We start from the raw sequence: 24,111 nt of genomic DNA, 5'->3' as shown, positions 1-24,111 counted from the left end.
CGCATCACCCCAGCCGGGCGGCGACGGCCTTCAGTTCCTCGACAAAACGCGCCCGTTCGGCCGCCGCCTGGGTCGGGTCCTCGATGCGCAGCAGATAGCTCGGGTGGATGGTGATCCACAGCTCCGATCCGTCGGGCTGCGCGATCGGTGCACCGCGCACCTTGGAAATCGTTACCGCCTTGCCGGTCAGCCCGCGCGCCGCGGTAGCGCCCAGCGCGACGACGATGCGCGGCTTCAGCGCGGCGCGCTCGGCATCGAGCCACCAGCGACAGGCGGTGATCTCGCCGGTATCAGGCTTCGCATGGATGCGGCGCTTGCCGCGCGGCTCGAACTTGAAATGCTTGACCGCGTTGGAGACATAGGCCCGGGCGCGGTCGATGCCGGCCTCCGCCAGCGCCGCATCGAGCACCTGCCCCGCCGGCCCGACGAACGGCCGGCCGGCCAGATCCTCCTGGTCGCCGGGCTGTTCGCCGACCAGCATCAGCGCCGCATCGGCCGGACCCTCGCCGAACACCACCTGCGTCGCCGGTCGCCACAGGTCGCAGCGCTGGCAGGCGCTGGCTTCGGCGCGAAGGCCCTCCAGGCTGCCGGTCGGCCGCACGCCGCCATCATCGAGCATGGTCCGCGTTCGCTTCGCCGCCCCGGCGATCAGGTCGGGGATCAATTCGGCCTCCGGCAGGTTCTTCCAGTATTTCTTCGGCATCTCGCTCGTCATCGCATCGATCTTCAGCCGCGCCGGGTTGAAGATGCTGGCATAATAGGTTTTCCACGTCGCCTCGATCGGGTCGCCATCGGGCGCCTCCGCCTTGGTCACGCCGGGGCTGAACGACGCCGTCTCGCCATCCCAGTGCAGGCACAGCTCCGGCGTCAGGATCGAAAAGCGCATCGTCGTGAAGCGGCGGGTGAAAAAGCCGGCGTTGTAGCGCACGATATGATGTTCGGGCTCGAACCAGGCGGCATAATGTTCGCCGCTGTCGTCGGGCACCTCGCGGAAACGCACGAAGGCGCGCATCTTGTGGACGTCGCGACCGACCGCCTTGGCCATCTCGTCGAGCCGGCGGACGCGAGGGTCGGCGCTGTCCTCGAGCAGTTTCGGCCGCGCCTGCAGCGCCACGAGAATGTCGTGGAGCAGCGCAAACCGCTGCGGGTCGCTGTGGCAGATGACGCGGCGGGCCAGGTCGGGAAACGCCTTGGGCACGCGCAGTTCGGCGCCGCCGGCGGGCGGGGCATCGCCGCCGAACAGGTCGCCGTCGCCACCCGCGACGCGCCAGGTCACCGCGGCCGGCGGCGTGTCGGCGGCGATCAGCGCGCGGGCGGCGCCGCGGAAGCCTTCAAAATCATCGGGGGCGGACAGGGTTATGCTGGTCATGTCGTGCCACAACGCCGCCCGGGCGACGGTCGTTTCACCCGAACAGTTCGAGCTGCGCCCGCGCCGGCTTGACCAACGTCGCGCGCAGGTCGCCGCGCTCCGCCAGCGCCACCGGGCGCCAGTCGGCAGCGATCAGCCAGGGCCGCAACTTCTCGATGCCACGCGTCAGCCGCCCGACATCGTCGAGCCGCAGCGCCCGCTGCCGCCGCACCCGCAATATGGCGTTGACCGTCTTCACCCCCAGCCCCGGCACGCGCAGCAGCATCTCGCGCGGCGCGCGGTTAATATCGACCGGAAACTGGCCCCGGTTCTTCAATGCCCAGGCCGTCTTGGGGTCGATATCGAGCGGCAAATTGCCGGCGTCGGTCGCATCCTGCACCTCACCGACGCCGAAACCGTAAAACCGCATCAGCCAGTCGGCCTGGTACAGCCGGTGCTCGCGGATCAGCGGCGGCGACACCAGCGGCAGCACAGCGCTGGCATCGGGGATCGGCGAAAAGGCACTGTAATAGACGCGGCGCATCTGGAACCGGCCATAGAGCGACTGCGCCGTGCCCATGATGGCGCTGTCGTCGGCCCCGTCGGCGCCGACGATCATCTGGGTCGACTGACCGGCCGGCGCGAACTTCGGCGCCGAACGATAATGCTTCCGCGCATCCTTGTTGTCGTCGATGGCGGTCTTCAGCCCGGTCATCGCGCCCCGGATGCGGATGCCGTTCTTTTCGGGCGCCAGCTTCGCCAGGCCCGATTCCGTCGGCAGCTCGATATTGATCGACAGCCGATCGGCATAAAGCCCTGCCTGTTCGAGCAGCTCCGGATCGGCGTCGGGGATGGTCTTCAGATGGATATAGCCGCGGAAATCATGCTCCTCGCGCAGCGTTTTCGCCACCCGCACCAGCTGGTCCATCGTATAGTCCGATGTGCCGATGATGCCCGACGACAGGAACAGCCCCTCGATGTAATTGCGCCGGTAAAAGGCCAGCGTCAGCTTCACCACCTCGTCGACGGTGAAGCGCGCCCGCCGCACGTTCGACGAGCGCCGGTTGATGCAGTAATGGCAATCGAAGATGCAGCTGTTGGTCAGCAGGATCTTCAGCAGCGAGATGCAGCGGCCATCGGGGGCATAGCTGTGGCAGATGCCCATGCCTTCAGTGCTGCCGATGCCCTTGCTGCCCACCGACGAGCGCTTCGACGTGCCGGACGATGCGCAGGACGCATCGTATTTCGCCGCATCCGCAAGGATCGCCAGCTTTTCGCGGGTGTCGAGATGCGCCATGCGTTCACACTATGTTCTGTGCCGCCGGCATGCAATCGCCGCGGTGTCGCAGGCGGATCAGGATTCCTCAGGCGGCGAGCGACCAGCGCAGCAGCGACGCGACGCCCTTCGCCCCCGCCCGTACCGCCGGCCGCCGCCACGCCGGCGCGTCGAGGCCGTGCAGCGCCCGCGCCCAGGGCGGCATCAGGTCGATGCCGGCAGCCATGACGAGTTGCATTGCCGGTGCCGCGCCGGCGACCGGTGGCGGCGCCGCCAGCAGCACATCGGCGATGGCGCGGCTGCGATCATCGGCGCGCAGTTGCGGGCGCACACCCTGCAGGTAACGCGCCACTGCGCCGCGGCTTTCGGGCACCTCCGTTGCCCCCAGCCGCCGCGCGACGATGGCCGTCTCGGCGAAATAGCGGTCCTGCATCGCCCCCGATGCCCAGGGATCGCAATAGCGGACATAGGCGCGCACGAAGGCATCGGCGCCGGCGACATGCACCCAGGTCAGCGTTGCCGGGTCATTGGCGTGATAGGGCGCGCCGTCGGGCAGCACGCCGGTGACGCGATCATGGATGCGCCGCACCCTGTCGATGATCGTATCGGCCTGTTCGGTGGTACCGAACGTCGTCGCTCGCACGAACTGCGCGGTGCGGCGCAGGCGGCCGGTCATGTCTGCACGGAAATTGCTGTGGTCCCACACCCCGGCCGCCGCCGCCGGATGCAGCATCTGCATCAGCAGCGCGGTGCCGCCGCCGATCATCATCGCCGCGAAATCGCTGTGGATGCGCCACGCCGCGCCCTTGTACGGCAGCAGCCCCGCATCGCCCGGCCCGCGCGCCATGCCATCGCCGGCGCGCGACCCCACCATGTCATGGACTTGCGCGGCGATGGCATTGCGAAGCGGCATGGGGCCCAAGATAAGGTCCCGGTCCCGCTTGCTCAACCGAACAGCCAGCTGCCGAGCATACGCTGGAACGGAAAGGTGAAGAACCCGGCGATCAGCAGCGCGCCGATGACCATGCCGCGCACGCTGGCTTCATGGCGCATCACCTCGTGCCGGCGGGCGCGGACCGCGATCAGCGGCACCTGCAGCAGCACCCACACCGACAATATGTGGATGAAGGAGAAATCGCCGGTGAACACCCCCATATTGCCCGGGCGCCCGCCGGTATTGAAGAACAGGCTGGTCACCGCCGTCAGCAGCATCGCGCCGACCCAGACATAGCCGAGCGTGCGGTGCGACATCGTGCCCTTGCGGCGCAGCAGCATCATGGGCGTCAGCGCCGTCGCGGCAAGGATCGTCGCCAGGTGGACCCAGACCAGCGGTGGCACCCGATCCCATTGCGCCTGTCCGCGCAGCACCGCGATGACCGCGGCGGCCAGCAGCATCAGGCTGGCGATGGCGAGCAGCCGGTTGGGCAGCAACCGGTCGAGGAGGCCGCCGCGCCCCTGTGCAATCGTGCCGCCCATCACGTTCCCCGCCGCTACCGCGCCGGCCAATCTGGCACGGCTCGCGACGGATTGCGACGGCGACGATTGGAACCTTGCACCGGCCATTCCATTTAACGTCGGTAACGACAGGATGGAGACAGGATATGGCAGTCGTCGGACGCTTGGTAACGACATTGGCCGGACAGGCACTGGCCCGGACCTTTGCCGGTGCCTCGGCGGGGCCGGCGGGTGCCGTGATCGGCTTTGCACTGCCGATGGTGGCGCGCCGTCTGGGGCCGCTCGGCATGGCCGGCATGGCCGTCGGCGCCTGGGCGATCAACCGCTACATGCAGAAGCCGACGCCGCCGGCACCGGTGGTCCGCCAGCCCATCGTCACGCCGCCGCCGATTCCGATGGTCGTGTCAGACTAGATCGCAGCCTAGATCATCAACGGCCGCTCGTTGCTCGCATCATAGATGCGGGCATCGATCGACCTGACGGCGCCCTTCACGGCCGCGTTGAACGCCGCCATGTGCGGCTGGTTGAAATGCTCGCGGAGCGCCGCCTCATTCTCCCAGCGCTCGACGATCGAGCAAATGCCGTCCTCGCGACTTTCGATTGCCATCGAATAGCCGAGGCAGCCCGATTCCTCCCACGTCGACTTCATCATGGCGTCGAGCGCGGGCTGGAGTTCATCGAGCCGCGCCGGATCGAATTCGGCGCGCGCGATCACGATAATCATGAGATGTCCCCCCCGTTGCGGGTTCAGCCTTTGGCCTTGGCGACGCTGACCAGCGCCGGGCGCAGCAGCCGGTCCTTGATGATGTAGCCGGCCTGGAGTTCGTCGACGATGGCACCGGGCTCGTGCCTCTCGTGCTCGACCTCGATCATCGCCTGATGGCGATTGGGGTCAAGCTTCTGGCCGGCGGTCTCCACCTTGCTGATGCCGTGGCGGCCAAAGATCGCCTGCAACTCGCGCTCGGTCGCCTCGATGCCGGCGCGGACCTGGTCGACAGCCCCGGACTCGCCGGCGGCCGGCAAGGCCGCGACGGCACGGCGCAGATTGTCGGCCACCGCCAGCAGATCGCGGGCAAAGCCGGTCATCGCATAGGCCGCGGTATCGGCCTTGTCGCGCTCCAGCCGGCGCCGGGTATTCTCGGTCTCGGCGGCCTGGCGCAGCAGGCGGTCCTTCAGATCGGCGATTTCCTTGTCGCGGGCGAGAAGCTCCTCGGCGTAGTTGACCTCGATCTTGACCTCGGTTTCTGGGGCCTGCGTCTCGTCCTGCTCCTGTTCGGGAGCGTCATTCACATCGTTCATGCTACCAGCCTGCTGAGGGTTCGTGCGGTGTAATCCACCATGGGTATGACACGCGCATAGTTCAACCGCGTCGGGCCGATAACCCCCACCACGCCGACAACGCGCCCGCCCGGGCCGCGATAGGGGGCGGCGATGACGCTGGAGCCCGAAAGCGAGAACAATTGCGATTCGGCGCCGATGAAGATCTTGGTCGCCTCCGCCCCGCGTGCCAGTTCGAGCAGGCGGACCAGTTCCTCCTTGTCCTCGAGATCGTCGAGCAAATGGCGTACGCGCTCCAGATCGACGCTCGATTCGACAAGGTTGGCCTGGCCGCGGACGATCAGCACCGGCCGCGCCGCGCCGTCCGACGACCAGGCCGCCAGCCCCGTCGCCACCGCGCTCGCCGTCATCATGTCGAGCGCGGCGCGATCGGCGGCGACCTCGGCATTCAGCCGGTCGGTGGCCTCGGCCAGCGTCAGCCCGGCCAGCCGCGCATTGATGTAATTGGCCGCCGCCTCCAGCGCCGTCGGCGGCACGCCATCGGGCAGCGTCACCAGCCGGTTCTCGACGCTACCGTCGACGCCGACCAGGATCGCCATCGCCCGGCCCGGCGCCAGCGGCACGAAATTGATCTGGCGAATCACCATCTCGGTCTTGGCGACCAGCACCAGCCCGGCGCATTGCGACAGGCCCGACAGCACCGCCGTCGTCCGCGCCAGCGCATCCTCGATGGCGCCGCCGGTCAGCCCTCCCTCGATCGCGGCGCGCTCCACCTCCGACGGCTCGCTGGCCTGCATCATGCCGTCGACGAACATGCGCAGCCCGAGCTGGGTCGGCAGCCGCCCGGCGGAGGTGTGCGGCGCGGCCAGCAGGCCGAGTTCCTCCAGGTCCTGCATGGTGTTGCGGATCGACGCCGGCGACAGGCCGAGCGCGCCCAGCTTCGACAGCGTCCGCGAGCCCACGGGCGCTCCGGTCGTCAGGTAGGAATCGACGATCTGGCGGAAGACCTCGCGAGCGCGGTCGTTCAGCTCGGCCACGGTTGGAGATTGCATGGCGGGAATGTAGGGCCGTGTACCGAAAATGCCTACCCCTGTCCGGCAGGCGGGAGAGGGGTTCCCTTTGCACGGTCGGACCGCTACCCCCTCCCCACACATTCAAAGGACCTGCCCATGCGCCCTTCCGGCCGCGCCCCCGACCAGATGCGCACCATCGAGATGATCCCCGGCTTTTCGGCGCATGCCGAAGGCTCGTGCCTGGTCAAGTTCGGTGACACCCATGTCCTCGTCACCGCCAGCGTCGAGGAACGCCTGCCGCCGTGGCTGCGCGGCAAGGGCTCGGGCTGGGTGACGGCCGAATACGGCATGCTGCCCCGCGCCACCCACACCCGCGGCAGCCGCGAGGCCGCCAAAGGCAAGCAGTCGGGCCGCACCCAGGAAATCCAGCGCCTGATCGGGCGCAGCCTGCGCGCCGTCACCGACATGAAGGCGCTCGGCGAACGCCAGATCACCCTCGATTGCGACGTCATCCAAGCTGATGGCGGCACCCGCACCGCCAGCATCTCCGGCGCCTGGGTGGCGCTGCGCCTCGCCGTCGACGGCATCATGGCGGCCAACCCCGGCATGGCCGACCCGCTGGCGACACAGGTCGCGGCGATCAGCTGCGGCGTCCATGACGGCCAGCCGGTGCTCGACCTCGACTATATCGAGGACAGCGGCGCCGGCACCGACGCCAATTTCGTGCTGACCAGCAGCGGCGGCATGGTCGAAGTCCAGGCCACCGCCGAGGGGGCGCCCTTCGACGAGGAAACCATGCTCCGCCTGCTCCGTCTCGCCCGCATCGGCTGCAACGAGGTCTTCGCCGCCCAGCTGAAGGCGGTCGGCCGGTGAGCCCGCGCCAGCTCGAACCCGGACGCCTGGTGCTTGCGACGCACAATCCCGGCAAGGTCGTCGAGCTGGCCGAACTGCTCGGGCCGCACGGCCTGCAGGTTGTCTCCGCCGGCGACCTTGGCCTGCCCGAGCCCGAAGAGACCGGCACGACCTTCGTCGCCAATGCCGAACTCAAGGCCCTGGCGGCGGCCAGGGCCTCGGGCCTCCCGGCGATCGCCGATGATTCGGGGCTGTGCGTCGATGCGCTCGGCGGCGCCCCCGGCATCTATTCGGCGCGCTGGGCCGGGCGGGACAAGGATTTCATGGTCGCCATGAAGCGGGTCCGCGACGCGCTTGACCTGGAGGGCCCGCGCACCGCGCACTTCATTTGCGCGCTCAGCCTCGCCTGGCCCGACGGCCACACCGAAAGCGTCGAAGGCCGCGTCGACGGCACGCTGACCTGGCCGCCGCGCGGCAGCAACGGCTTCGGCTATGACCCGATGTTCGTCATGGACGGCAAGGAACGCAGCTACGGCGAGATCAGCCGCGCCGAAAAGGAAGCCGACAACCACCGGGCGCGGGCCTTCCGCCTGCTGATGCCGCTGCTGCCGCCCTGGCAATGACGGCGCCGATCGCGCTCTACGTCCACTGGCCGTTCTGCGTCACCAAATGCCCCTATTGCGACTTCAACAGCCATGTCCGCGCCACCGTCGACGACGCCGCCTGGTGCGCCGCGCTGCTCGCCGACCTGGCGCATGAGGCACAGCGTTTGCCCGGCCGCCGCCTCGCCAGCATCTTCTTCGGCGGCGGCACCCCGTCGCTGATGCCGCCCGCCACCGTCGCCGCGATCATCGATGCGGCGACGACCCACTGGCCGGCGACCGACGCCATCGAGATCACGCTGGAGGCCAATCCGTCATCGGTCGAGGCCGCCCGCTTTGCCGGCTTCGCCGCCGCCGGTGTCAACCGGCTCAGCCTCGGCCTGCAGGCGCTCGACGATGCCGACCTGAAGGCGCTGGGCCGCCCGCACGACCTGGCACAGGGGCTGGCGGCCCTCGACGTCGCGCAGCGGCATTTCGGCCGCGTCAGCTTCGACCTGATCTACGACCGTCCCGGCATGACCACCGAAAGCTGGCACGCCGAATTGACCCGCGCGCTCGCCTTCGGCACCGATCATCTGTCGCTCTACCAGCTGACCATCGAGGCCGGCACCCGCTTCGCCGCGCTCCAGGCCAAGGGCCAGCTGGTGCTGCCCGACACCGATACCTCCGCCGACCTGTTCGAGATGACCCGGGCGCTGACCGCGGCCGCCGGCATTCCGGCCTATGAGGTCTCCAACCACGCCCGCCCCGGCAGCGAGAGCCGTCACAACATCGTCTACTGGACCTATGGCGATTACGCCGGCATCGGCCCCGGCGCCCATGGCCGGCGCATGGGGGTGGCCACCGAGCGCCTGAAAAAGCCGGAAGCCTGGCTCGCCGCCGTCACCGCCCAGGGCCATGGCATGGCCAGCGAAGTCCTGCTGGCGCCCGCCGACCGCGCCACCGAGGCGCTGGTGATGGGGCTGCGGCTCGGCGCCGGCATCGACGCGGCGAACTTCCGGGCACGCACCGGCCTCGACCTCGCCGCCGTGCTGCGCCCCGATCGGGTCGCGCGCATCGCAGCGCAGGGCTTGCTGGAGCACGACGCCCTGGGCCTGCGCCTGACGCCGGCCGGGCAGCCATTCGTCGATGCGGTGCTGAAGGAAATCGCCGCCTGAAGCCGCGACGGCGTCAGGAAACCTTGCCCTCGACCTTCCGCATCGCCCCGGCCACCTCCGGCGGCATGTACTTCTCGTCGTGCTTGGCCAGCACGGTTTCGGCGGTGAACACCCCCGACGCGGGATCGATATGGCCTTCAGCGATCACGCCCTGCCCCTCGCGAAACAGGTCGGGCAGGATGCCGGTATAGGTCACCTGCCGGGTCTCGACATTGTCGGTGACGACAAAGCGCACCGTCTCGCCGGTCTTCACCAGCGAACCCTTTTCGACCATGCCGCCCAGCCGGATCGCCTCGACCGGCGCCGCCTTGCCGGCCAGGTCCGAGGGGGCATAAAAATAGGTCGCCTTGTCGCCGAGCGTCGAAAACGCCAGAGCACCGGCGCCACCCAGTGCCACCAGCGCGCCCAGCACCAGGTACAGCCGCTGGGTCTTTGCCTTCAGCTTCATTTGCGCTTCAAATCCTCCGCACGCTTTTCGGCGGCGCGCATCGACGTCCAGCTCCAGACCAGCAGCGCGATCATGCCGCCGACGGTCAGGATATAGGACGGCCAGATGTAGGACGCCCAGAGGTCGGGCCGACTCATCATGCAATCGCCTCCGCCATGCGCCGCGACCGCGCCTCGACCCGTTGCTCGGCGATCAGCGCCCGCATTCGCATCAGCACGATGGCGGCGAACAACAGGGTGAAACCGGCCGTCGACACCAGCAGCGGGGTCAATATCTCCGGCGCCATCGCCGATTTGCCGGCGAGCACGTTGATGCTCGAGCCCTGGTGCAGCGTGTTCCACCATTCGACCGAATATTTGATGATCGGCAGGTTGATGGCGCCGACCAGCGCCAGGATGGCGGCGCCCCGGCGCTCCCCGCCGCGCTCCGCCTCGGACGCCGACAGCGCCAGGTAGCCGAGATAGAGGAACAGCAGCACCAGTTGCGACGTCAGCCGCGCATCCCAGACCCAATAGGTGCCCCAGGTCGGCTTGCCCCACAGCGACCCCGACATCAGGCAGATGGCGGTAAAGGCCGCGCCGGCCGGCGCGATGGCCCGCGCCGCGATCGTCGCCAGCGGGTGCCGCCAGATCAGCGCGGTGGCCGACGCGATCGCCAGGCCGAAATAGCCGGCGGAGCCGAGCCAGGCGGCCGGCACATGGACGTACATGATGCGCACGCTCTCGCCCTGCTGGTAATCGGGTGGGCTGGCGAACAGGCCGATGTAAAGGCCCATGACCGCCAGGATAAGCCCCGGCACCAGGGTCAGCGGCAAGGCCCAGCGGGCAATGCGCAAAAAGCGGGCGGGATTGGCAAAGCGATGCATGCTGGCCCGGCTATAAGCCAGCCGCGGTGTCGCGCAAAGCGGCAAGATGGCCGCAAGTGCTTGCCCGCCGGCGCTGCCGCGTGGAAGGGTGGCACCGCAATCGGCAGGGAGACGGGCGCTGCGCGGCATCGATCTGAGCAGCTGGCAGGCGATCCTGACCAGCATCGTCGGCCTGGCGCTGTTCGCGCTGATCGGCGTCGGTATCCGGCTGGTGGCGATGTTCACCATCCAGCAGCGGCGGGAACGCCAGAACCGCCAGATCAACGAGCGGCTGAAGGTGCTGATCGCCGCCTACAAGGTGCTCGGCGGCTCGTTCACCGGCAATCTTACCGTCGATCCGACGCATCTGGGCGAGCTGCGCCGCCGGGCATCCGCGGAGGGCACGGCCGCGCTCGACCTGTCGGAAACCGCCGTCGCCGGCTCCGACCGGGCCCGGCGCATCCGCGACGCGGTGGAGGCGGCGCTGTCGGACATCATCCTGCTCGGCACCGACGAACAGGTGCGGCTGGCGAGCGCCGCGGCGGCGGAACTGGTCGCCGGGCGGCCGGTGCATGTCGCCGAACTGGTGGTGTCGCTGCGCGATTTCGTGCGGGAGGCGCTCGACCTGGGGGCGATCAGTGACGCGGTCCCGGCGCAGGGCCCGGCGCGACCGGCGGCGGGCGGTGGTCGTGGCGGCGCGGGCGGTGAGCGCGGCGGCGGCGGCGGGCGTGGGGGTGGCGGTGGCGGCGGTGGTGGCATGGGTGGTGGAATGGGTGGTGGAATGGGCGGCGGCGGGATCGACAGCGACGCGCCAATCGGTGCGAAGCCCTAGACCGGCAGCGTGCCCGTCACGCTGGCGAACGCCAGAATTCACCGTGCTGCGATTGCCGGCTATCGGGGCTGAGGAAGCGGCCGGGGTGGGGCTTTTTCGGGAAGGGCGCGGGCAAAGCCCGCGCTGGCGTCAGACGGGTTCGGCCGGCAATGCCGGCCGCCCCGCTGGCCGGGTCAGGCGCGAGTCGCGCCGCAGGCCAGAAATCGCTGTGCAATTTCGTGTCCTGCTGCGCGCCGCGCTGCGGCTTATCGCGGCGCTATGACCATCAGCATCTGCCGGCCTTCCATCTTCGGCGTCTGCTCGACCTTGGCATATTCCGCCGAATCGTCGCGCACCCTTTCCAGCAACGCCAGCCCGAGCTCACCATGCGACAGCTCGCGACCGCGGAAGCGCAGGGTCAGCTTCACCTTGTCGCCTTCCTCGATGAAGCGATGGACCGCCTTCATCTTGGTCTCGTAATCATGGTCGTCGATGTTCGGACGCATCTTGATCTCCTTGATCTCCTGCGTCTTCTGGTTCTTGCGCGCGGCGGCGGCCTTTTTCTGCGCCTCGTACTTGAACTTGCCGACATCGAGGATCTTGCAGACCGGCGGATCGGCACCGGGGGACACCTCGACGAGGTTCAGCCCGACTTCGTGCGCGGTGGCGATGGCTTCCTTGGTGTACAGGACACCCAGATTTTCCCCATCCTGGTCGATGACGCGGACCTTGGGAACGGTGATGAATTCGTCATAACGCGGGCCGTTCATCGGCGCGGGGGCGTTCATCATGCGGCGTGGGGGCGGTGGTATGGCAGCTTCTCCTGTCGTGTATCGCCGCTATGTAACCCCGATTGCCGTCATCCGAAAGGGACAGGCCCGCAATTGCGGTCGAAAATCACGGCCCTGACGCAAAAGAGGCACAGCAACCCCGCAATTGGCAGGTTGCGTTTCGGCGCATCGCCGGCCCATCGTCATGCAACAAGGGGTGACGACGATGCAACGACTTGCGATGCTCTGGGTGCTGGTGCTGACGCTCGTCGGGGTCACCCCGGCCTTCGCCGCCGATTTCACCCTGCCGCAGGCCATGGCCTTTCCCTTTGCCAGCGATCTCGTCCGCGACCGCGCCGGCAAGCGTATCGCCTGGGTGCGCATCGACGCCGGCGTGCGCAATATTTGGGTCGCCGATGCGCCGGGCTTCAACCCCCGCCAGGTGACGCAGTTCACCCAGGACGACGGCCAGGAACTGACCCAGCTGGTGCTGTCCCCCGATGGCAACACGCTGGTGTTCGTGCGCGGCGGCGACCATGATTCGAACTGGCCGGCGGCGGGCAACCTGCAGCCCAACCCCGGCTCGCCCCTCTCCGAGCCCAAGGTAACGCTGTGGCGCGCCGGCCTCGCACCCGGCTCCAGGGCCGCAAAGATCACCGAAGGCGACGCCCCGGCGCTGTCGGCGCGCGGCGAACTCGCCTTCCTGCGCGACGGCCAGGTCTGGACGGCGCGGCTGAAGGTGACCGGCGACGCCAATGATGTCCGCCGCCTGTTCTTCGATCGCGGCAAGAACGGTCGCCTCAGATGGTCGCCCGACGGCAGCAAGCTGGCCTTTGTATCGAACCGCGGCGACCACAGCTTCATCGGCATCCATGCCGGCGCCGACGCGCCGCTGGCCTGGCTGGCCCCGTCGACGGGGCTGGACAGCGACCCGGTGTGGTCGCCCGACGGCACCCGGCTGGCCTTCACCCGCCGGCCGGGCCGCGGCGGTGCCCCCGAATCGCTGCTGCGCGAGACACCGGCACCCTGGGCGATCTGGACCGCCGATGTCGCCACCGGCGCGGGCCGGCAGGTCTGGGCGAGCAGCAAGACCCTCCACGGCAGCTATCCCGATGTCACCGGCGGGGCGAACCTGCACTGGGCGGCGGACGATCGCCTGGCCTTCCTGTCGGTCGAAACCAACTGGCAGAACCTGTATTCGGTGCCGGCAGCGGGCGGCGCGGCGACGCCGCTGACCCCCGGCGCCTTCATGGTGGAGCACATCGCGCTCAGTCCGGATGGCAAGGCGCTGATCTATTCGGCGAACGCCGGCACGACGGCCGACGACGACGCCCGCCGCCATGTCTTCCGCGTGCCCGTCACCGGCGGTCCACCGCAACCGCTGACCGCCGGGGAGAGCCTCGAATGGACCCCCGTCGGCCTCGCCGATGGGGTGGCGTGGATCGGCGCCACGGCGAAACTGCCGCCGCAGGTCGGCGTCACCATGGCCGGAACGTCGCGCGTGCTGGCCGGGCAGGCGGTGCCGGCGGGCTTTGCCGGGGCCGATTTCGTCGTGCCGCGGAAGGTCACCTTCACCGCCGCCGATGGAGTCGTGGTGCATGGCCAGTTGTTCGATGCCGGCGGCACGGCGAAAAAGCCCGGCCTCATCTACGTTCATGGCGGCCCGCCGCGCCAGATGCTGCTCGGTTTCTCGTACATGCGCTATTACGCCAACAATTATGCGATGAACCAGTATCTCGCCTCACGGGGTTTTGCCGTGCTTTCGGTCAATTACCGGCTCGGCATCGGCTATGGCTGGGACTTCCAGCACCCCGACAAGGGTGGCGCGACGGGCAGCTCGGAATACAAGGACGTCGTCGCCGGCGCGAAATTCCTGCAGCGGCAGGACAATGTCGACCCGGCGCGCATCGGCATCTGGGGCGGATCATACGGCGGCCTGCTGACGGCGCTGGCGCTGGCGCGCGATTCGAACCTGTTCAAGGCGGGCGTCGACATCCATGGCGTCCACGATTGGTCGGCCTACCTGGGCGAATTCCTGCCGGCGCCGACGCGTTTCGAACAGGGCGACCGCGCGCTGGCGCTGGAAACCGCGTTCAAATCGTCGCCGGTCGCCGATGTCGCGACCTGGAAATCGCCGGTGCTGTTCATCCACGGCGACGATGATCGCAACGTCCGGGTCGGCCAGACCATCGATCTGGTGCGCCGCCTCGATGAAAAGGGCGACGTAGCCTATGAGGAACTGATCATTCCCGACGAGATCCACGACTTTCTGCAGCACAGGAACTGGGTGAAAGTGGGCGCTGCAACGGCAGATTTCCTTGAACGCTCACTCAAGCCGTAACGCACGTTTTTCGTCGGCTTTCAGTCGATCCCCGGCACTTTCCGCCGCCATGATGGCGTGCGAGTTGATGGCGTGCGAGTTGATGGCGTGCGCCAGCATGACGTCTAAATTCACGCTGTTGCGAGGGGTCTAGCGCTTCTTTCCCCGCGTCATCGGGTCGGGCTTGCGCGGTTTCTGCCACCCCGCCGGCCGCTCGGGCCGGGGGTGCTGGGTACCGATCCCCATCGCGCCGGGCACCTGGGCATGGATTTCCGACGGGTCATAGTCGAGCGCGCGCAGCTCATCGCGCAATTTAGCCGCGCGTTCAAAAGCGCCGGCGGCGGCAGCCGCGCGCATTTCGGCTTCCAGCCTGTCCCGGGTCGTTGCCATTTGCGTACCTTTCCGCCCTGACAACGCCCGAAACGGCGACCCGCCTCAGGCGGTACGCAGGTCCGGCGGGGTCGCCTCCGCCTGCAGCAGCGCCACCGCCTCGGCGAGCGGCATCACCCGCTGCTCGCCGCCGGCGAGATTGCGCAGCGCGACGGTGCCTTCCTCCGCCTCCCGCCGCCCGACGACGACCATGTACGAGGCCTTTTGCAGCGAATGCTCGCGCACCTTCAGGTTGATCTTTTCGTTGCGAAGATCGGTTTCGCTGCGGATGCCGGCCTTCTGCAACGCCTCGGTGACGTGCTGGGCATAGTCGTCGGCGTCGGAAACGATCGTCGCCACCACCGCCTGCACCGGCGCCAGCCAGGTCGGGAAGCGCCCGGCATAATGCTCGATCAATATCCCGATGAAACGTTCATAGCTGCCGAGGATGGCCCGGTGCAGCATCACCGGCCGGTGGCGCGCACCGTCCTCGGCGACATAACTGGCGTCGAGCCGCTCCGGCAGCACCGTATCGGTCTGGATCGTGCCCACCTGCCACGTCCGGCCGATGGCATCGGTCAGGTGGAATTCGAGCTTGGGCGCATAGAAAGCCCCCTCGCCGGGCAGTTCTTCCCAGCCCCAGTCGGCGTTGTCGCGGCCCGTCGCCTTGACGGCATCGCGCATCGACTGTTCCGACCAGTCCCACATTTCATCCGTGCCGAAGCGCTTGTCGGGCCGCAACGCCAGCTTGATGGCATAGTCGGTGAAGCCCAGGTCCTTGTAGACCACGTCGAGAAGGTCGCAGAAGCGCGCGATTTCGCCGACGATCTGGTCTTCCCGGCAGAAGATATGGGCATCGTCCTGGGTGAATTGGCGCACCCGCATCAACCCGTGCAGCGCGCCATGCGGCTCGTTCCGGTGGCAGCAGCCCATCTCGGCCAGCCGCAGCGGCAGGTCGCGATACGACTTGATGCCCTGGCGGAAGATCAGCACATGCGCCGGGCAGTTCATCGGCTTCAGCGCCATCCACTGCGCCTGGTCCGAAACCACCGGGCCGTCATCCTCGGTGTTGGGCACTTCGTCGGGAATGACGAACATGTTCTCGCGATATTTGCCCCAATGGCCCGATTGTTCCCACTGCCGGGCGTCCATGATCTGCGGAGTTTTCACTTCCCTGTAGCCCGCAGCATCGAGCCGCCGACGCATATAGGCCTCCAGCGCGCGATAGATGACGAAGCCGCGCGGGTGCCAGAAGACGCTGCCGTGCGCCTCCTCCTGCAGGTGGAACAGGTCCATTTCGCGGCCCAGCTTGCGGTGGTCGCGCTTGGCGGCCTCCTCCAGCCGCAACAGATGCGCGTCGAGCTGCTTCCTGTTCAGCCAGCCGGTGCCGTAGATCCGGCTCAGCATCGCGTTGTTCTGGTCGCCGCGCCAATAGGCGCCCGACACCCGCGTCAGCTTGAAGGCACTCGGATCGAGCTTGCCCGTCGACGGCAGGTGCGGCCCGCGGCACATGTCGAGCCAGGCATCCTGCTGGTTGCCGGCGCGATAGACCGTCAATGGCTCGTCGCCCGACAGCGCTTCGGCCCATTCCGCCTTGAACGTCTCGCCATGCGCGTTGAAGTGCGCGATCAGCTTTTCACGGTCCCAGACCTCGCGCACCAGCGGCTCGTTGCGGGCGATGATGGCCCGCATCTCGGCCTCGATCGCCGGCAGGTCCTCTTCGGTGAAGGGGCCACGCTCGGGCGACGGCGCGAAATCATAGTAGAAACCGTCGTCGGTCGACGGGCCAAAGGTGATCTGCGTGCCGGGAAACAGCTTTTGCACCGCCTCCGCCAGCACATGCGCATAGTCGTGGCGGGCGAGTTCGAGCGCATCGGCCTCGTCCTTCGCCGTCACCAGCGCCAGTTTCGCATCATGGGTGATCGGCCGCATCAGGTCGACGAGCTCGCCATCGACCCGCGCCGCCAGCGCCGCCTTCAGCAACCCGGGCCCGATGCTCGCCGCCACGTCCGCGCCGGTGGTCCCGGTCGCCACGGAGCGCACGGAGCCATCGGGAAGCGTGAGGTTGATGAGGTCGGACATCGGGGTAAACAGCCTGTCGGCGTCGGGATTGACGCGCCGCCACCTGCGACAAGGCAGGCGGCGAAGTCAATGAAAGTTGCGCCGGATGCCCCCGGACTTGCCGCCCCGGTGCCCGTCATGGCATCATCGAAGGCGGGCGCGGCAGCGGGGGCAGCATGGCCAGGACAAAGGGTTTGCCGCTGCGCGGGGTTTTGCACAGCGGCGGCAAGACCAGCCATGTGCTGGTAACACCGCACGGCGACCGGCTGGTCGTCCATGGCACCGATGACATCACCGGAATCCCGCTGAAACGCATCCGCCGCGACGGCGATACGGTTCTGCGCCGCGCCGACAAGGCCGACTGGCGCGTGGTGCTGAGCGATGTTCCACCCGACAGCTGGCCGACCAGCCTGCCGCGACAGGGCGTCTCGCGCGTGGCGCAGCGCGTGGTGCTGGCGATCCTCGCGCTGCTGGGCCTCGCCGCCGGTATCGCCTGGCTCAACCGGGAACGCATCGTCGTGGCCGCGGCACCGCTGATCCCGCACAGCGTCACCGCGCCGATGGGCCGCGACTATCTCGCCACCATGGGTCGCCCCTGCGACGGCGGGGAGGGCAGTGCGGCGCTGGCCCGGCTGACGGCGCGGCTGCTGCCGGCGCGCGGCATGCCCGAACCGGTCACCGTCAGCGTCGTCGCCAACCCCGAAGTCAACGCCGTGGCGCTGCCGGGCGGCTATGTCGTCCTCTACAGCGGGCTGCTCGACCAGGCGAAATCGCCCGACGAGGTCGCCGCCGTGCTCGCCCACGAGATCGAACATGTCGCCTGGCAGCACGCCAACCAGGCGATCCTGCGCGCCAGCGGCCCCGCCGTGATCGCCCGCACGCTGGGCAGCGATGCCGGCAAGCTCGCCGACCTGACGGTGCTGAAGGAAGGCGATGCCGCGGCGGAGGCGCAGGCCGATACCGGCGCCGTGGCGCTGCTGCAGGCCGCCAAGGTGTCGACCGGCAGCGTGGTCGACTTCTTCAAGCGCCAGATCGCCGCCGGCGTCGATGGCGGCGGGTTTGGCGACACCCACCCGGCCAACGCCGCCCGCGCCGCGCTGTATGACAAGGCCTCGACCTGGTGGGCGTCACCGGCGCTGGAGGATGCCGACTGGCGGGCGCTGCAGGCGATCTGCCGGACGTAACAATGCTGTCACCCCGGCGCAGGCCGGGGCCCATAACCCACAAGCTTGGCAGTACGAGCACCTACGCGCCGACGATCGTGGTTTATGGGCCCCGACCTTCGCCGGGGTGACAGTTTCAATCCCAACCCCAGCCCTACCGCTCCACCGCCCGGGTATACAAATGCCAGGTCGCATAGCCGAGCAGCGGCAGCGCCACCATCAACCCGACGAACAACGGCAGCGCGGCCAGTACCAGGATACCGGCGACGCGCAGGCCCCAGCCGATCATCACGCCGGGATTGCGCCGGAATGCGGCGACAGAGGTCGCCACCGCAGCAGTCGCATCGCCGCCGCGGCGGTCGACGACCATCGGGAAGCTGAAGGCGGCGACCGCCAGGGTCAGCGTGGCGATCACGGCACCGACCAGGTTGCCGACGATGATCATCGTCCAGCCCTGGCTGGTGCCGAACAGGTCGCGCACGAAGGCCTCGGGCGTCGGCGGCGCCAGCGTGCCCAGCGTCGCGCCGTACAGCGCATGCGCCGCGCCCATCCAGCCGAGAAACAGGATCGCCAGCATCCCCGTCAGCGCCATCATCGGCAACCGGGCCGGGCCCTTGATGGGGTCGAGGAAGTGCCACCAGCTCGAATCCTCGCCACTCTCGCGGCGCCGGGCGAGCTCGTAGAACCCTGCCGCGGCGAGCGGGCCGACCAGCGCAAAGCCGCCGACCAGCGGGAAGACCAGCGGGAACAGCGCCTGGTTGAAGGCAAACCAGGCCGCCAGCAGGCCCACGGCCGCATAGATGAAGGGCAGCAGGATGAGGTCGCCGCGCTTGGCCTTGAAATCGTCCCAGCCGGACCGCAGCGCCCAGTCGAGATCGGCGCTGCCGAGCGGTCGAACCGGCGCCGCAGCGCCCGGTGACGTCGTCATGGTGTTCATCGCGCGTCTCCGGCGTTGAAGGTCCCCGCCCGGCCAGCTTAGGCAATTGCCGCCGTGGCGCAACCGCTTTGCGCAAGCGGCGCCGCGGCGCTATCCGTTGGGCATGGCTCCCGATTTTCTCGATCATGGCGGCGCGCGGCTGGCGTATCGCCACCATTCCGGCACCGGGCCGCTGGTCGTTTTCCTGCCCGGCTACATGTCCGACATGACGGGGTCCAAGGCCGCGGCGATCGCCGACTGGGCCGCCGCGCACGGCCGGGCCATGCTGCGGCTCGACTATTCGGGCTGCGGCGCCAGCGGTGGCGACTTTCTCGACGGCAGCATCGGCCGCTGGGTCGGCGATGCAAGGGCCGTCATCGACCATGTTGCCCCTGCCGGCCGGGTGCTGCTGGTCGGCAGCTCGATGGGCGGCTGGGTGGCGCTGCGCCTCGGGCTGGCGCTCGGCGGCCGGCTGGCGGGCCTTGTCGGCATCGCCGCGGCGCCGGATTTCACCGATTGGGGGCTCGCCATCACCGCCGCCGACCATGCCGACATGGCGGCGCGGGGCTGGTTCACCCGGCCGAGCGACTATGATCCCGCTGGCTATCGCTATTCGCGGGCGCTGATCGAGGACGCCCCGGCGCAAATGTTGATGGGCGGCGCCATCGCCATCACCGCACCGGTGCGCCTGCTGCATGGCCAGTGCGACGATGCGGTGCCATGGGCACTGTCGCTCGACATCGCGGAGCGGCTGCGTTCCGACGATGTTCAGGTGACCCTGGTCAAGGACGGCGATCACCGCCTGTCGCGGCCGCAGGATCTTGCCCTGCTGCTGCGCATCGCCGCGGATCTTGCCGAGGGAACGCCATGAAGTTCATCGCCGTCCTGCTGCTGTGCGCCGCCGGCCCCGCCATCGCCGCGCCGATGGCCAGCGACCGCAGCCGCTACAACGCCTGCCTGGCGCAGGTGAAGGCCGATCCCGGCCGCGCCATCGCCATCGCCCAGGGCTGGCGGATCGAGAATGGCGGGGTGCCGGCGCTGCACTGCCAGGCGCTGGCGGAGGCGGCGCGCCGCGACTGGCCGGCGGCGCTGAAGAGCTTCGAACGTGCCGCCAGGGCCTCCGAACAGGCGGCGGACGGCCAGGCCGGCACGATCTGGGGCCAGGCCGGGGCGACGGCGATGCTCGCCGGGCAGCCGGCGGCGGCGCTGGTCTATATCGATACGGCGATCCCGTTGGCCGGCGGCGGCGCCGCGGAAGCGCAGCTGCGCGTCGATCGCGCCGAGGCGCTGGTCGACCTGAAGCGCGACAAGGAGGCCGTCGCCGATCTCGAAACCGCGGTCAAACTCGATCCCAGGGTCGAATGGGGCTGGCTGCTGAAGGCGACGCTGGCGCGGCGCATGGGCGACTTCAAGACCGCCGAAGCGGCGATCCTGGAGGCCGCCGAACAGACGCCGGACAGCGCCGAGGTGCAGTTCGAGGCCGGCAACATCGCCGCGGCGCAGGGCAACGCCGAACTGGCGCGCACCGCCTGGGCCGCAGCCGTGGCCGTCGACCCCGAATCCACCGCCGGCAAGGCCGCACAGGCGGCGCTGACGGGCGGTTGAAAGCCTGTTAGACGGCAGCACATGGCCCGTTCCGACTTCCGCTTTTCCTTCCCCAAGCGCGTGCGCTTTGCCGAGGTCGATGCCCAGGCGGTGGTGTTCAACCCGCGTTATCTCGAATATTTCGACATCGGCCTCGTCGAATACTGGCGCGCCGCCGGGCTGTATTCCGGCCCCGGGCTGGCAGGCGGGCCCGAGGCGCATGTGGTGAAGGCGGTGGTCGAATATCGCGCGCCAATCCTGATCGACGAACTGATCGCCATCTGTGTGCGTTGCAGCCGCATCGGCACTACGTCGATGACCGTGCAGTTCGAGATCCACGGCGGAGACGGCGAGGACCTGCGCGCCACCGGCGAGGAAGTCCATGTCGTCGTCGCCGAGGCGCGCGGTCGGCCGAGCCCGGTGCCCGCCGATGTCATCGCCCGGTTCGAGGCGTATGAAGGCCGCAGTTTGAGGAGCCCCGCATGAAGTATCTCCACACCATGATCCGCGTCACCGATGTCCCGGCGACGCTGAATTTTTTCGAACTTCTGGGCCTGAAGGAGGTCCGCCGCTTCGACAACGAGGCCGGGCGCTTCACGCTGATCTTCCTGGCGGCCCCCGGCGACGAGGAAGCGCAGGTCGAGCTGACCCATAATTGGGACGAAGGCGGCTACACCGGCGGCCGCAATTTCGGTCATCTCGCCTATGCCGTCGACGATATCTATGCCTCGTGCCAGCGGCTGATGGACGGCGGCGTCACCATCAACCGGCCGCCGCGCGACGGCCATATGGCGTTCGTGAAATCGCCCGACGGCATCTCGGTCGAGCTGCTGCAGGCCAATGGCCGCAAGGAGCCGGCGGAACCCTGGGCGTCGATGCCGAACACCGGGAGCTGGTGATGACGGCCGACATCATGATCCGGCACGAGGACGCGGTGGTGTCGGGCGCCGCAGCGACGGGCGTGGTTGCGACAGGAGCGGCAGCCACGGGTGCCGCAGCAACCGGGGCAGCGGCCACCGGCGCCCTGGCGATCGGTGCAACAGCGGTCGGCGCCCTCGCCGTGGGGGCCGTGGCCATCGGCGCGCTGGCGATCGGCAGGCTGACGGTGCGGCGGCTCCGCGTGCGGCGCGGGCATTTCGACGAGCTTTCGATCGGCACGCTGCGCGTCGACCGCATCATCGTGGACGGAAAGGTGCTGTCATGACCCTCGAAGTCGTCCAGATCCCCGTGCTTTCCGACAATTACGTCTATCTGGCGCGTGATGCGGCGAGCGGCGAGACCGCGGTTATCGACCCGGCGGTGGCCGAACCGGTGCTGGCCGCGGCAGCCGAGCGCGGCTGGACGATCACCCAGATCCTCAACACGCACTGGCACCCCGATCATGTCGGCGGCAATGCGGCGATCGTCGCGGCGACCGGCGCCAAGGTCACCGGGCCCAAGGGCGAAGCGGCCAGGATTCCGCACATCGGCCGGGCCGTCGGCGAGGGCGATACCGTCACGGTCGGGGCGTCCACGGCGCGGGTTCTCGACGTCGGCGCGCATACGGCCGGCCATATCGCCTATGTTTTCGACGACGACGCCGTGCTATTCCCGGGCGACACGCTGTTCGCGCTGGGCTGCGGCCGACTGTTCGAGGGCACGCCCGCCGACATGTTCACCGCGCTGGGCAAGCTGATGGCGCTGCCCGATGCCACGCAGGTGTTCTGTGCCCATGAGTACACGCAGAGCAACGCGCGCTTTGCCGTGACGGCCGAACCCGACAATGCGGCGCTGGCAGCGCGTGTCATCGAGATCGATGCCCGCCGCGCCCGCAACCTGCCGACGGTGCCCTCCAGCATCGGCGAGGAACGCGCCACCAACCCCTTCGTCCGCGCCGGCAGCATCGCCGAACTGGGCGCGCGCCGGGCGGCAAAGGACAGCTTCAAGGCCTGAATTGCCGATCGGCGCAGCCCCCATTTGGGGGTGATTGTGGAAAGAAATATCCGCGTTTACGTTTCCGGAATGAAGGCCAGCGCTGCCGCATTCCTCGATCGTTTCCGGCGTGCCGATCGCGACGACACGCTGCTGCACCTGCTCGCCGATGATTTCGACGGGCTGGCGGCGGCGATGGACGAGGCGCCGGCCGACCTGCTGGCCGCTGCCGATGCCGCGGCGGCTGCCGCCGGGCCCCCGGTCGATATCTTTGCCGACAGCTTTGCCTCTGCGGCGTGCGATCGCAACGGCACCGTCGTCGTCGCCGATCCGCGCTTCCTCGAATGGCTCGGCGGCCCCGACCCGCTTGCCGCCGTCGTGCGCAGCTGCAGCGATGCCCGGCCCAGCGTGTCGACCATCGCCGACGATCGCAGCGGCCGTCCGGTGGCCGTCGCCGCGGCACCCCTCGCCGCCGCCCGCGGCTGGCCGTTGGCGCCGGCGGTCCGTGCCGCGCTCGACGGCGGCGCCGGGCAATTCGCCATCGTCGCCTTCCGTCCCGATGTCAGCGCCTGGGACCAGGCGGCGCGGGCGCATGGCCTGTCGCCGCAGGAAACGCGGCTCGCCGCCGCGCTCGCCCGGCGCGGCGACCTGCAACTTGCGGCGGGGGAGACCGGGGTTGCCTATGAAACAGCGCGCAAGCTCGTCGCCAGTGCCATGCGCAAGGCTGGGGCCCCGCGGCAGACGGACCTGGTCCGCCGCATCCTGGCGGCGGCGGCGGGTGGCGTGCGCCCTCCCGAAGGCGGCACCCGGCTGTTTGCCGAGCTGTTCGGCCTGTCGGTGCGCCAGGCCGAACTGGCCCGGGCGATCGCCCATGGCGCGACCCGCGACAGTGCCGCCGATACGCTGGGCATCTCGCGCCATGGCGGCAAGGCCGATCTGAAAGTGGTTTTCCAGGCCTGCGGGGTCGCCAACGCCGTCGATCTGGCGCGAATCGTTGCCGAAGTCGACGCGTTGAGCGGCCTCGCCCATGCCTGCAGCGTGGAGATCGAGCCGCGCGGCGCCGATACCGAGCCGTTGCGGCTGATCGCGCGCCGTTGGGCCGCGGGGCGGATCGCGGTCACCGACCATGGCCCGGCGCGTGGCCGCCCGCTGCTGGTGTTCCACACCACCGTCGGCGGTCGCCACCAGCCACGCCGCCTGGTGGCGGCGCTGCAGCGGGCGGGCTGGCGGCCCATCTGTTTCGACCGTCCGGGCTTCGGCCTGTCCGACATGGCCGGGACCGAGCCGTTTGCCGCCGGCGCCGCCGATGCCGTCGATATCCTCGACACGCTCGAAATCGACGCCGTGACCATCCTTGCCCGCGGCGGTACTGCACCGCTGACCACGGCGGCGCGCCTCGGCAGCCGTGTCAGGGGCGGGCTGCTGATCGGGCCGGAACCGCCTGTCGCCATCGATGGCCGCCATGTCGGCATGATGGGCCGCGGCAAGGCACTGTTCTACGGCAACGCCGCGCTGGCGACGGCCTTTGCCCGCATCCTGTCGCGCCGCACCTCGTCGGCGCAAATCGCCCGCATGCAGCGGCAGAGCGTCGCCGGCAGTGCGATCGACGAGGCAGCGATCGACGATCCGGAGTATCTGGCCGACATCGTCCGTGCCTCGCGGCAGGCGGCGCTGGGCATGCGCGGCTTCCTGGCCGAGGTGCAGTCGCACGGCACCGGCACGCAGCCGCCGGTCCTGGCCGACGGCAGCGGCTGGGTCGTGCTGGCCGGCGCCAACGACCCGCTGTACGATTACCAAGACACCGCCGATTTCTGGCGCGGGGTGATGCCGGGGGTCGAGATCAGGATCGTGCCGGACGGCGGGCGCTGGCTGCACCTGACCCATGTCGACGCCGTTGTCGCAGCCTTGGCGAGCGTTGCCCGGCGGTGGTAGA

Annotated in this window: 29 protein-coding genes; 14 read left to right on the top strand and 15 right to left on the bottom strand. The window is 69.0% G+C overall.

The features are described 5' to 3' along the window. Window positions 1-4 precede the first annotated feature (4 nt). The 4 genes from ACP7AI_RS12560 to ACP7AI_RS12545 form a co-directional block, all read right to left on the bottom strand. Window positions 5-1,369 carry a UdgX family uracil-DNA binding protein gene (locus tag ACP7AI_RS12560; protein WP_426167834.1) on the bottom strand — a complete coding sequence of 455 codons (1,365 nt, stop codon included), beginning with the start codon at window positions 1,367-1,369 and terminating at the stop codon, window positions 5-7. A 34-nt stretch (window positions 1,370-1,403) separates the two neighbouring features. After that, complete coding sequence (locus ACP7AI_RS12555; protein ID WP_426167832.1) at window positions 1,404-2,645, bottom strand: putative DNA modification/repair radical SAM protein; 1,242 nt, start codon at window positions 2,643-2,645, stop codon at window positions 1,404-1,406. Between the two features lie 67 nt (window positions 2,646-2,712). Beyond that, window positions 2,713-3,537, bottom strand: a complete 825-nt coding sequence (locus ACP7AI_RS12550) for an oxygenase MpaB family protein (RefSeq protein ID WP_426167830.1) — start codon at window positions 3,535-3,537, stop codon at window positions 2,713-2,715. A gap of 32 nt (window positions 3,538-3,569) precedes the next feature. Further along, window positions 3,570-4,100, bottom strand: a complete 531-nt coding sequence (locus tag ACP7AI_RS12545; protein ID WP_426167828.1) for a DUF2306 domain-containing protein — start codon at window positions 4,098-4,100, stop codon at window positions 3,570-3,572. A 125-nt stretch (window positions 4,101-4,225) separates the two neighbouring features. On the opposite strand from ACP7AI_RS12545, the gene ACP7AI_RS12540 reads away from it, so the two are divergent. Continuing rightward, window positions 4,226-4,492: a hypothetical protein gene (locus tag ACP7AI_RS12540; RefSeq protein ID WP_426167826.1), complete on the top strand. Its 267-nt coding sequence runs from the start codon at window positions 4,226-4,228 to the stop codon at window positions 4,490-4,492. Between the two features lie 8 nt (window positions 4,493-4,500). Here the strand turns inward: ACP7AI_RS12540 and ACP7AI_RS12535 are convergent, their stop codons facing one another. The 3 genes from ACP7AI_RS12535 to hrcA are packed head-to-tail and all read right to left on the bottom strand — an operon-like array spanning window position 4,501 to window position 6,409. Further along, a complete protein-coding gene (locus ACP7AI_RS12535; protein ID WP_426167824.1) occupies window positions 4,501-4,803 on the bottom strand; it encodes a putative quinol monooxygenase in 303 nt (100 codons plus the stop codon). Window positions 4,804-4,826: 23 nt separating this feature from the next. Then, window positions 4,827-5,378 (bottom strand): nucleotide exchange factor GrpE, encoded by a 552-nt coding sequence (locus tag ACP7AI_RS12530; RefSeq protein WP_426167822.1) that lies wholly within the window; start codon window positions 5,376-5,378, stop codon window positions 4,827-4,829. Next, window positions 5,375-6,409, bottom strand: coding sequence for a heat-inducible transcriptional repressor HrcA (gene hrcA / locus ACP7AI_RS12525; RefSeq protein WP_426167820.1), 1,035 nt, complete (start codon window positions 6,407-6,409; stop codon window positions 5,375-5,377). Before hrcA ends, ACP7AI_RS12530 begins: the two co-directional genes overlap by 4 nt. A 117-nt stretch (window positions 6,410-6,526) precedes the next feature. Between hrcA and rph the strand changes: the two genes are divergently transcribed. Genes rph through hemW form a run of 3 tightly spaced genes read left to right on the top strand, consistent with a single transcriptional unit; the run spans window position 6,527 to window position 8,981 of the window. Then, on the top strand, window positions 6,527-7,243 hold the full coding sequence (rph, locus tag ACP7AI_RS12520; protein ID WP_426167818.1) for a ribonuclease PH: 717 nt from the start codon (window positions 6,527-6,529) through the stop codon (window positions 7,241-7,243). Further along, complete coding sequence (rdgB, locus tag ACP7AI_RS12515; protein ID WP_426167816.1) at window positions 7,240-7,845, top strand: RdgB/HAM1 family non-canonical purine NTP pyrophosphatase; 606 nt, start codon at window positions 7,240-7,242, stop codon at window positions 7,843-7,845. The genes rph and rdgB overlap by 4 nt, the downstream gene beginning before the upstream one ends. After that, entirely contained in the window at window positions 7,842-8,981 is a 1,140-nt protein-coding gene (gene hemW / locus ACP7AI_RS12510; RefSeq protein ID WP_426167814.1) for a radical SAM family heme chaperone HemW, read from the top strand. Before rdgB ends, hemW begins: the two co-directional genes overlap by 4 nt. A gap of 13 nt (window positions 8,982-8,994) precedes the next feature. Here the strand turns inward: hemW and ccmE are convergent, their stop codons facing one another. Genes ccmE through ccmC form a run of 3 tightly spaced genes read right to left on the bottom strand, consistent with a single transcriptional unit; the run spans window position 8,995 to window position 10,294 of the window. Next, window positions 8,995-9,423, bottom strand: coding sequence for a cytochrome c maturation protein CcmE (gene ccmE, locus ACP7AI_RS12505; RefSeq protein WP_426168342.1), 429 nt, complete (start codon window positions 9,421-9,423; stop codon window positions 8,995-8,997). Between the two features lie 2 nt (window positions 9,424-9,425). Continuing rightward, a complete protein-coding gene (gene ccmD, locus ACP7AI_RS12500; protein WP_426167812.1) occupies window positions 9,426-9,569 on the bottom strand; it encodes a heme exporter protein CcmD in 144 nt (47 codons plus the stop codon). Then, window positions 9,566-10,294, bottom strand: a complete 729-nt coding sequence (gene ccmC / locus ACP7AI_RS12495; RefSeq protein WP_426167810.1) for a heme ABC transporter permease CcmC — start codon at window positions 10,292-10,294, stop codon at window positions 9,566-9,568. Before ccmC ends, ccmD begins: the two co-directional genes overlap by 4 nt. Before the next feature lie 46 nt (window positions 10,295-10,340). Here ccmC and ACP7AI_RS12490 point away from each other — a divergent pair, with 46 nt between their 5' ends. After that, the gene (locus ACP7AI_RS12490; RefSeq protein WP_426167808.1) at window positions 10,341-11,105 is read left to right on the top strand and encodes a hypothetical protein; all 765 of its coding nucleotides are present in this window, start codon (window positions 10,341-10,343) and stop codon (window positions 11,103-11,105) included. A gap of 245 nt (window positions 11,106-11,350) precedes the next feature. On the opposite strand, the gene infC is transcribed toward ACP7AI_RS12490, so the two are convergent. Next, window positions 11,351-11,875, bottom strand: coding sequence for a translation initiation factor IF-3 (infC, locus tag ACP7AI_RS12485; protein ID WP_310522262.1), 525 nt, complete (start codon window positions 11,873-11,875; stop codon window positions 11,351-11,353). A 205-nt stretch (window positions 11,876-12,080) separates the two neighbouring features. On the opposite strand from infC, the gene ACP7AI_RS12480 reads away from it, so the two are divergent. Next, on the top strand, window positions 12,081-14,195 hold the full coding sequence (locus ACP7AI_RS12480) for a prolyl oligopeptidase family serine peptidase (RefSeq protein ID WP_426167806.1): 2,115 nt from the start codon (window positions 12,081-12,083) through the stop codon (window positions 14,193-14,195). Here ACP7AI_RS12480 and ACP7AI_RS12475 read toward each other — a convergent pair. Genes ACP7AI_RS12475 through thrS form a run of 3 tightly spaced genes read right to left on the bottom strand, consistent with a single transcriptional unit; the run spans window position 14,181 to window position 16,625 of the window. After that, window positions 14,181-14,309 (bottom strand): hypothetical protein, encoded by a 129-nt coding sequence (locus tag ACP7AI_RS12475; RefSeq protein WP_426167804.1) that lies wholly within the window; start codon window positions 14,307-14,309, stop codon window positions 14,181-14,183. The two genes, ACP7AI_RS12480 and ACP7AI_RS12475, sit on opposite strands and share 15 nt — an antisense overlap. A 15-nt stretch (window positions 14,310-14,324) precedes the next feature. Continuing rightward, window positions 14,325-14,564 carry a UvrB/UvrC motif-containing protein gene (locus ACP7AI_RS12470; RefSeq protein ID WP_426167802.1) on the bottom strand — a complete coding sequence of 80 codons (240 nt, stop codon included), beginning with the start codon at window positions 14,562-14,564 and terminating at the stop codon, window positions 14,325-14,327. A gap of 45 nt (window positions 14,565-14,609) precedes the next feature. Beyond that, on the bottom strand, window positions 14,610-16,625 hold the full coding sequence (thrS, locus tag ACP7AI_RS12465; RefSeq protein ID WP_426167800.1) for a threonine--tRNA ligase: 2,016 nt from the start codon (window positions 16,623-16,625) through the stop codon (window positions 14,610-14,612). A 155-nt stretch (window positions 16,626-16,780) separates the two neighbouring features. On the opposite strand from thrS, the gene ACP7AI_RS12460 reads away from it, so the two are divergent. Next, a complete protein-coding gene (locus tag ACP7AI_RS12460; protein ID WP_426167798.1) occupies window positions 16,781-17,788 on the top strand; it encodes a M48 family metallopeptidase in 1,008 nt (335 codons plus the stop codon). Window positions 17,789-17,921: 133 nt separating this feature from the next. On the opposite strand, the gene ACP7AI_RS12455 is transcribed toward ACP7AI_RS12460, so the two are convergent. Continuing rightward, window positions 17,922-18,704, bottom strand: coding sequence for a DUF2189 domain-containing protein (locus ACP7AI_RS12455; protein WP_426167796.1), 783 nt, complete (start codon window positions 18,702-18,704; stop codon window positions 17,922-17,924). A gap of 103 nt (window positions 18,705-18,807) precedes the next feature. Between ACP7AI_RS12455 and ACP7AI_RS12450 the strand changes: the two genes are divergently transcribed. From ACP7AI_RS12450 to ACP7AI_RS12420, 7 genes are all read left to right on the top strand, one after another. Next, complete coding sequence (locus ACP7AI_RS12450) at window positions 18,808-19,554, top strand: alpha/beta hydrolase (RefSeq protein ID WP_426167794.1); 747 nt, start codon at window positions 18,808-18,810, stop codon at window positions 19,552-19,554. Next, window positions 19,551-20,288 (top strand): tetratricopeptide repeat protein, encoded by a 738-nt coding sequence (locus tag ACP7AI_RS12445; RefSeq protein WP_426167792.1) that lies wholly within the window; start codon window positions 19,551-19,553, stop codon window positions 20,286-20,288. Before ACP7AI_RS12450 ends, ACP7AI_RS12445 begins: the two co-directional genes overlap by 4 nt. A 21-nt stretch (window positions 20,289-20,309) precedes the next feature. Beyond that, the gene (locus tag ACP7AI_RS12440) at window positions 20,310-20,753 is read left to right on the top strand and encodes an acyl-CoA thioesterase (protein WP_426167790.1); all 444 of its coding nucleotides are present in this window, start codon (window positions 20,310-20,312) and stop codon (window positions 20,751-20,753) included. Then, entirely contained in the window at window positions 20,750-21,166 is a 417-nt protein-coding gene (locus tag ACP7AI_RS12435) for a VOC family protein (RefSeq protein WP_426167788.1), read from the top strand. The genes ACP7AI_RS12440 and ACP7AI_RS12435 overlap by 4 nt, the downstream gene beginning before the upstream one ends. Further along, the gene (locus ACP7AI_RS12430) at window positions 21,166-21,471 is read left to right on the top strand and encodes a hypothetical protein (protein WP_426167786.1); all 306 of its coding nucleotides are present in this window, start codon (window positions 21,166-21,168) and stop codon (window positions 21,469-21,471) included. The genes ACP7AI_RS12435 and ACP7AI_RS12430 overlap by 1 nt, the downstream gene beginning before the upstream one ends. Further along, on the top strand, window positions 21,468-22,199 hold the full coding sequence (gene gloB, locus ACP7AI_RS12425; protein WP_426167784.1) for a hydroxyacylglutathione hydrolase: 732 nt from the start codon (window positions 21,468-21,470) through the stop codon (window positions 22,197-22,199). The genes ACP7AI_RS12430 and gloB overlap by 4 nt, the downstream gene beginning before the upstream one ends. A 69-nt stretch (window positions 22,200-22,268) precedes the next feature. Beyond that, window positions 22,269-24,110, top strand: a complete 1,842-nt coding sequence (locus tag ACP7AI_RS12420; protein WP_426167782.1) for an alpha/beta fold hydrolase — start codon at window positions 22,269-22,271, stop codon at window positions 24,108-24,110. The last annotated feature ends 1 nt before the right edge of the window (window position 24,111 follow it).

The sequence above is a fragment of the Sandarakinorhabdus sp. DWP1-3-1 genome, from assembly GCF_049896705.1.
Lineage (GTDB): Bacteria > Pseudomonadota > Alphaproteobacteria > Sphingomonadales > Sphingomonadaceae > Sandarakinorhabdus.
Note: the sequence above shows the minus strand (reverse complement) of the source record. Positions and strands in the feature narration are given on the sequence as shown.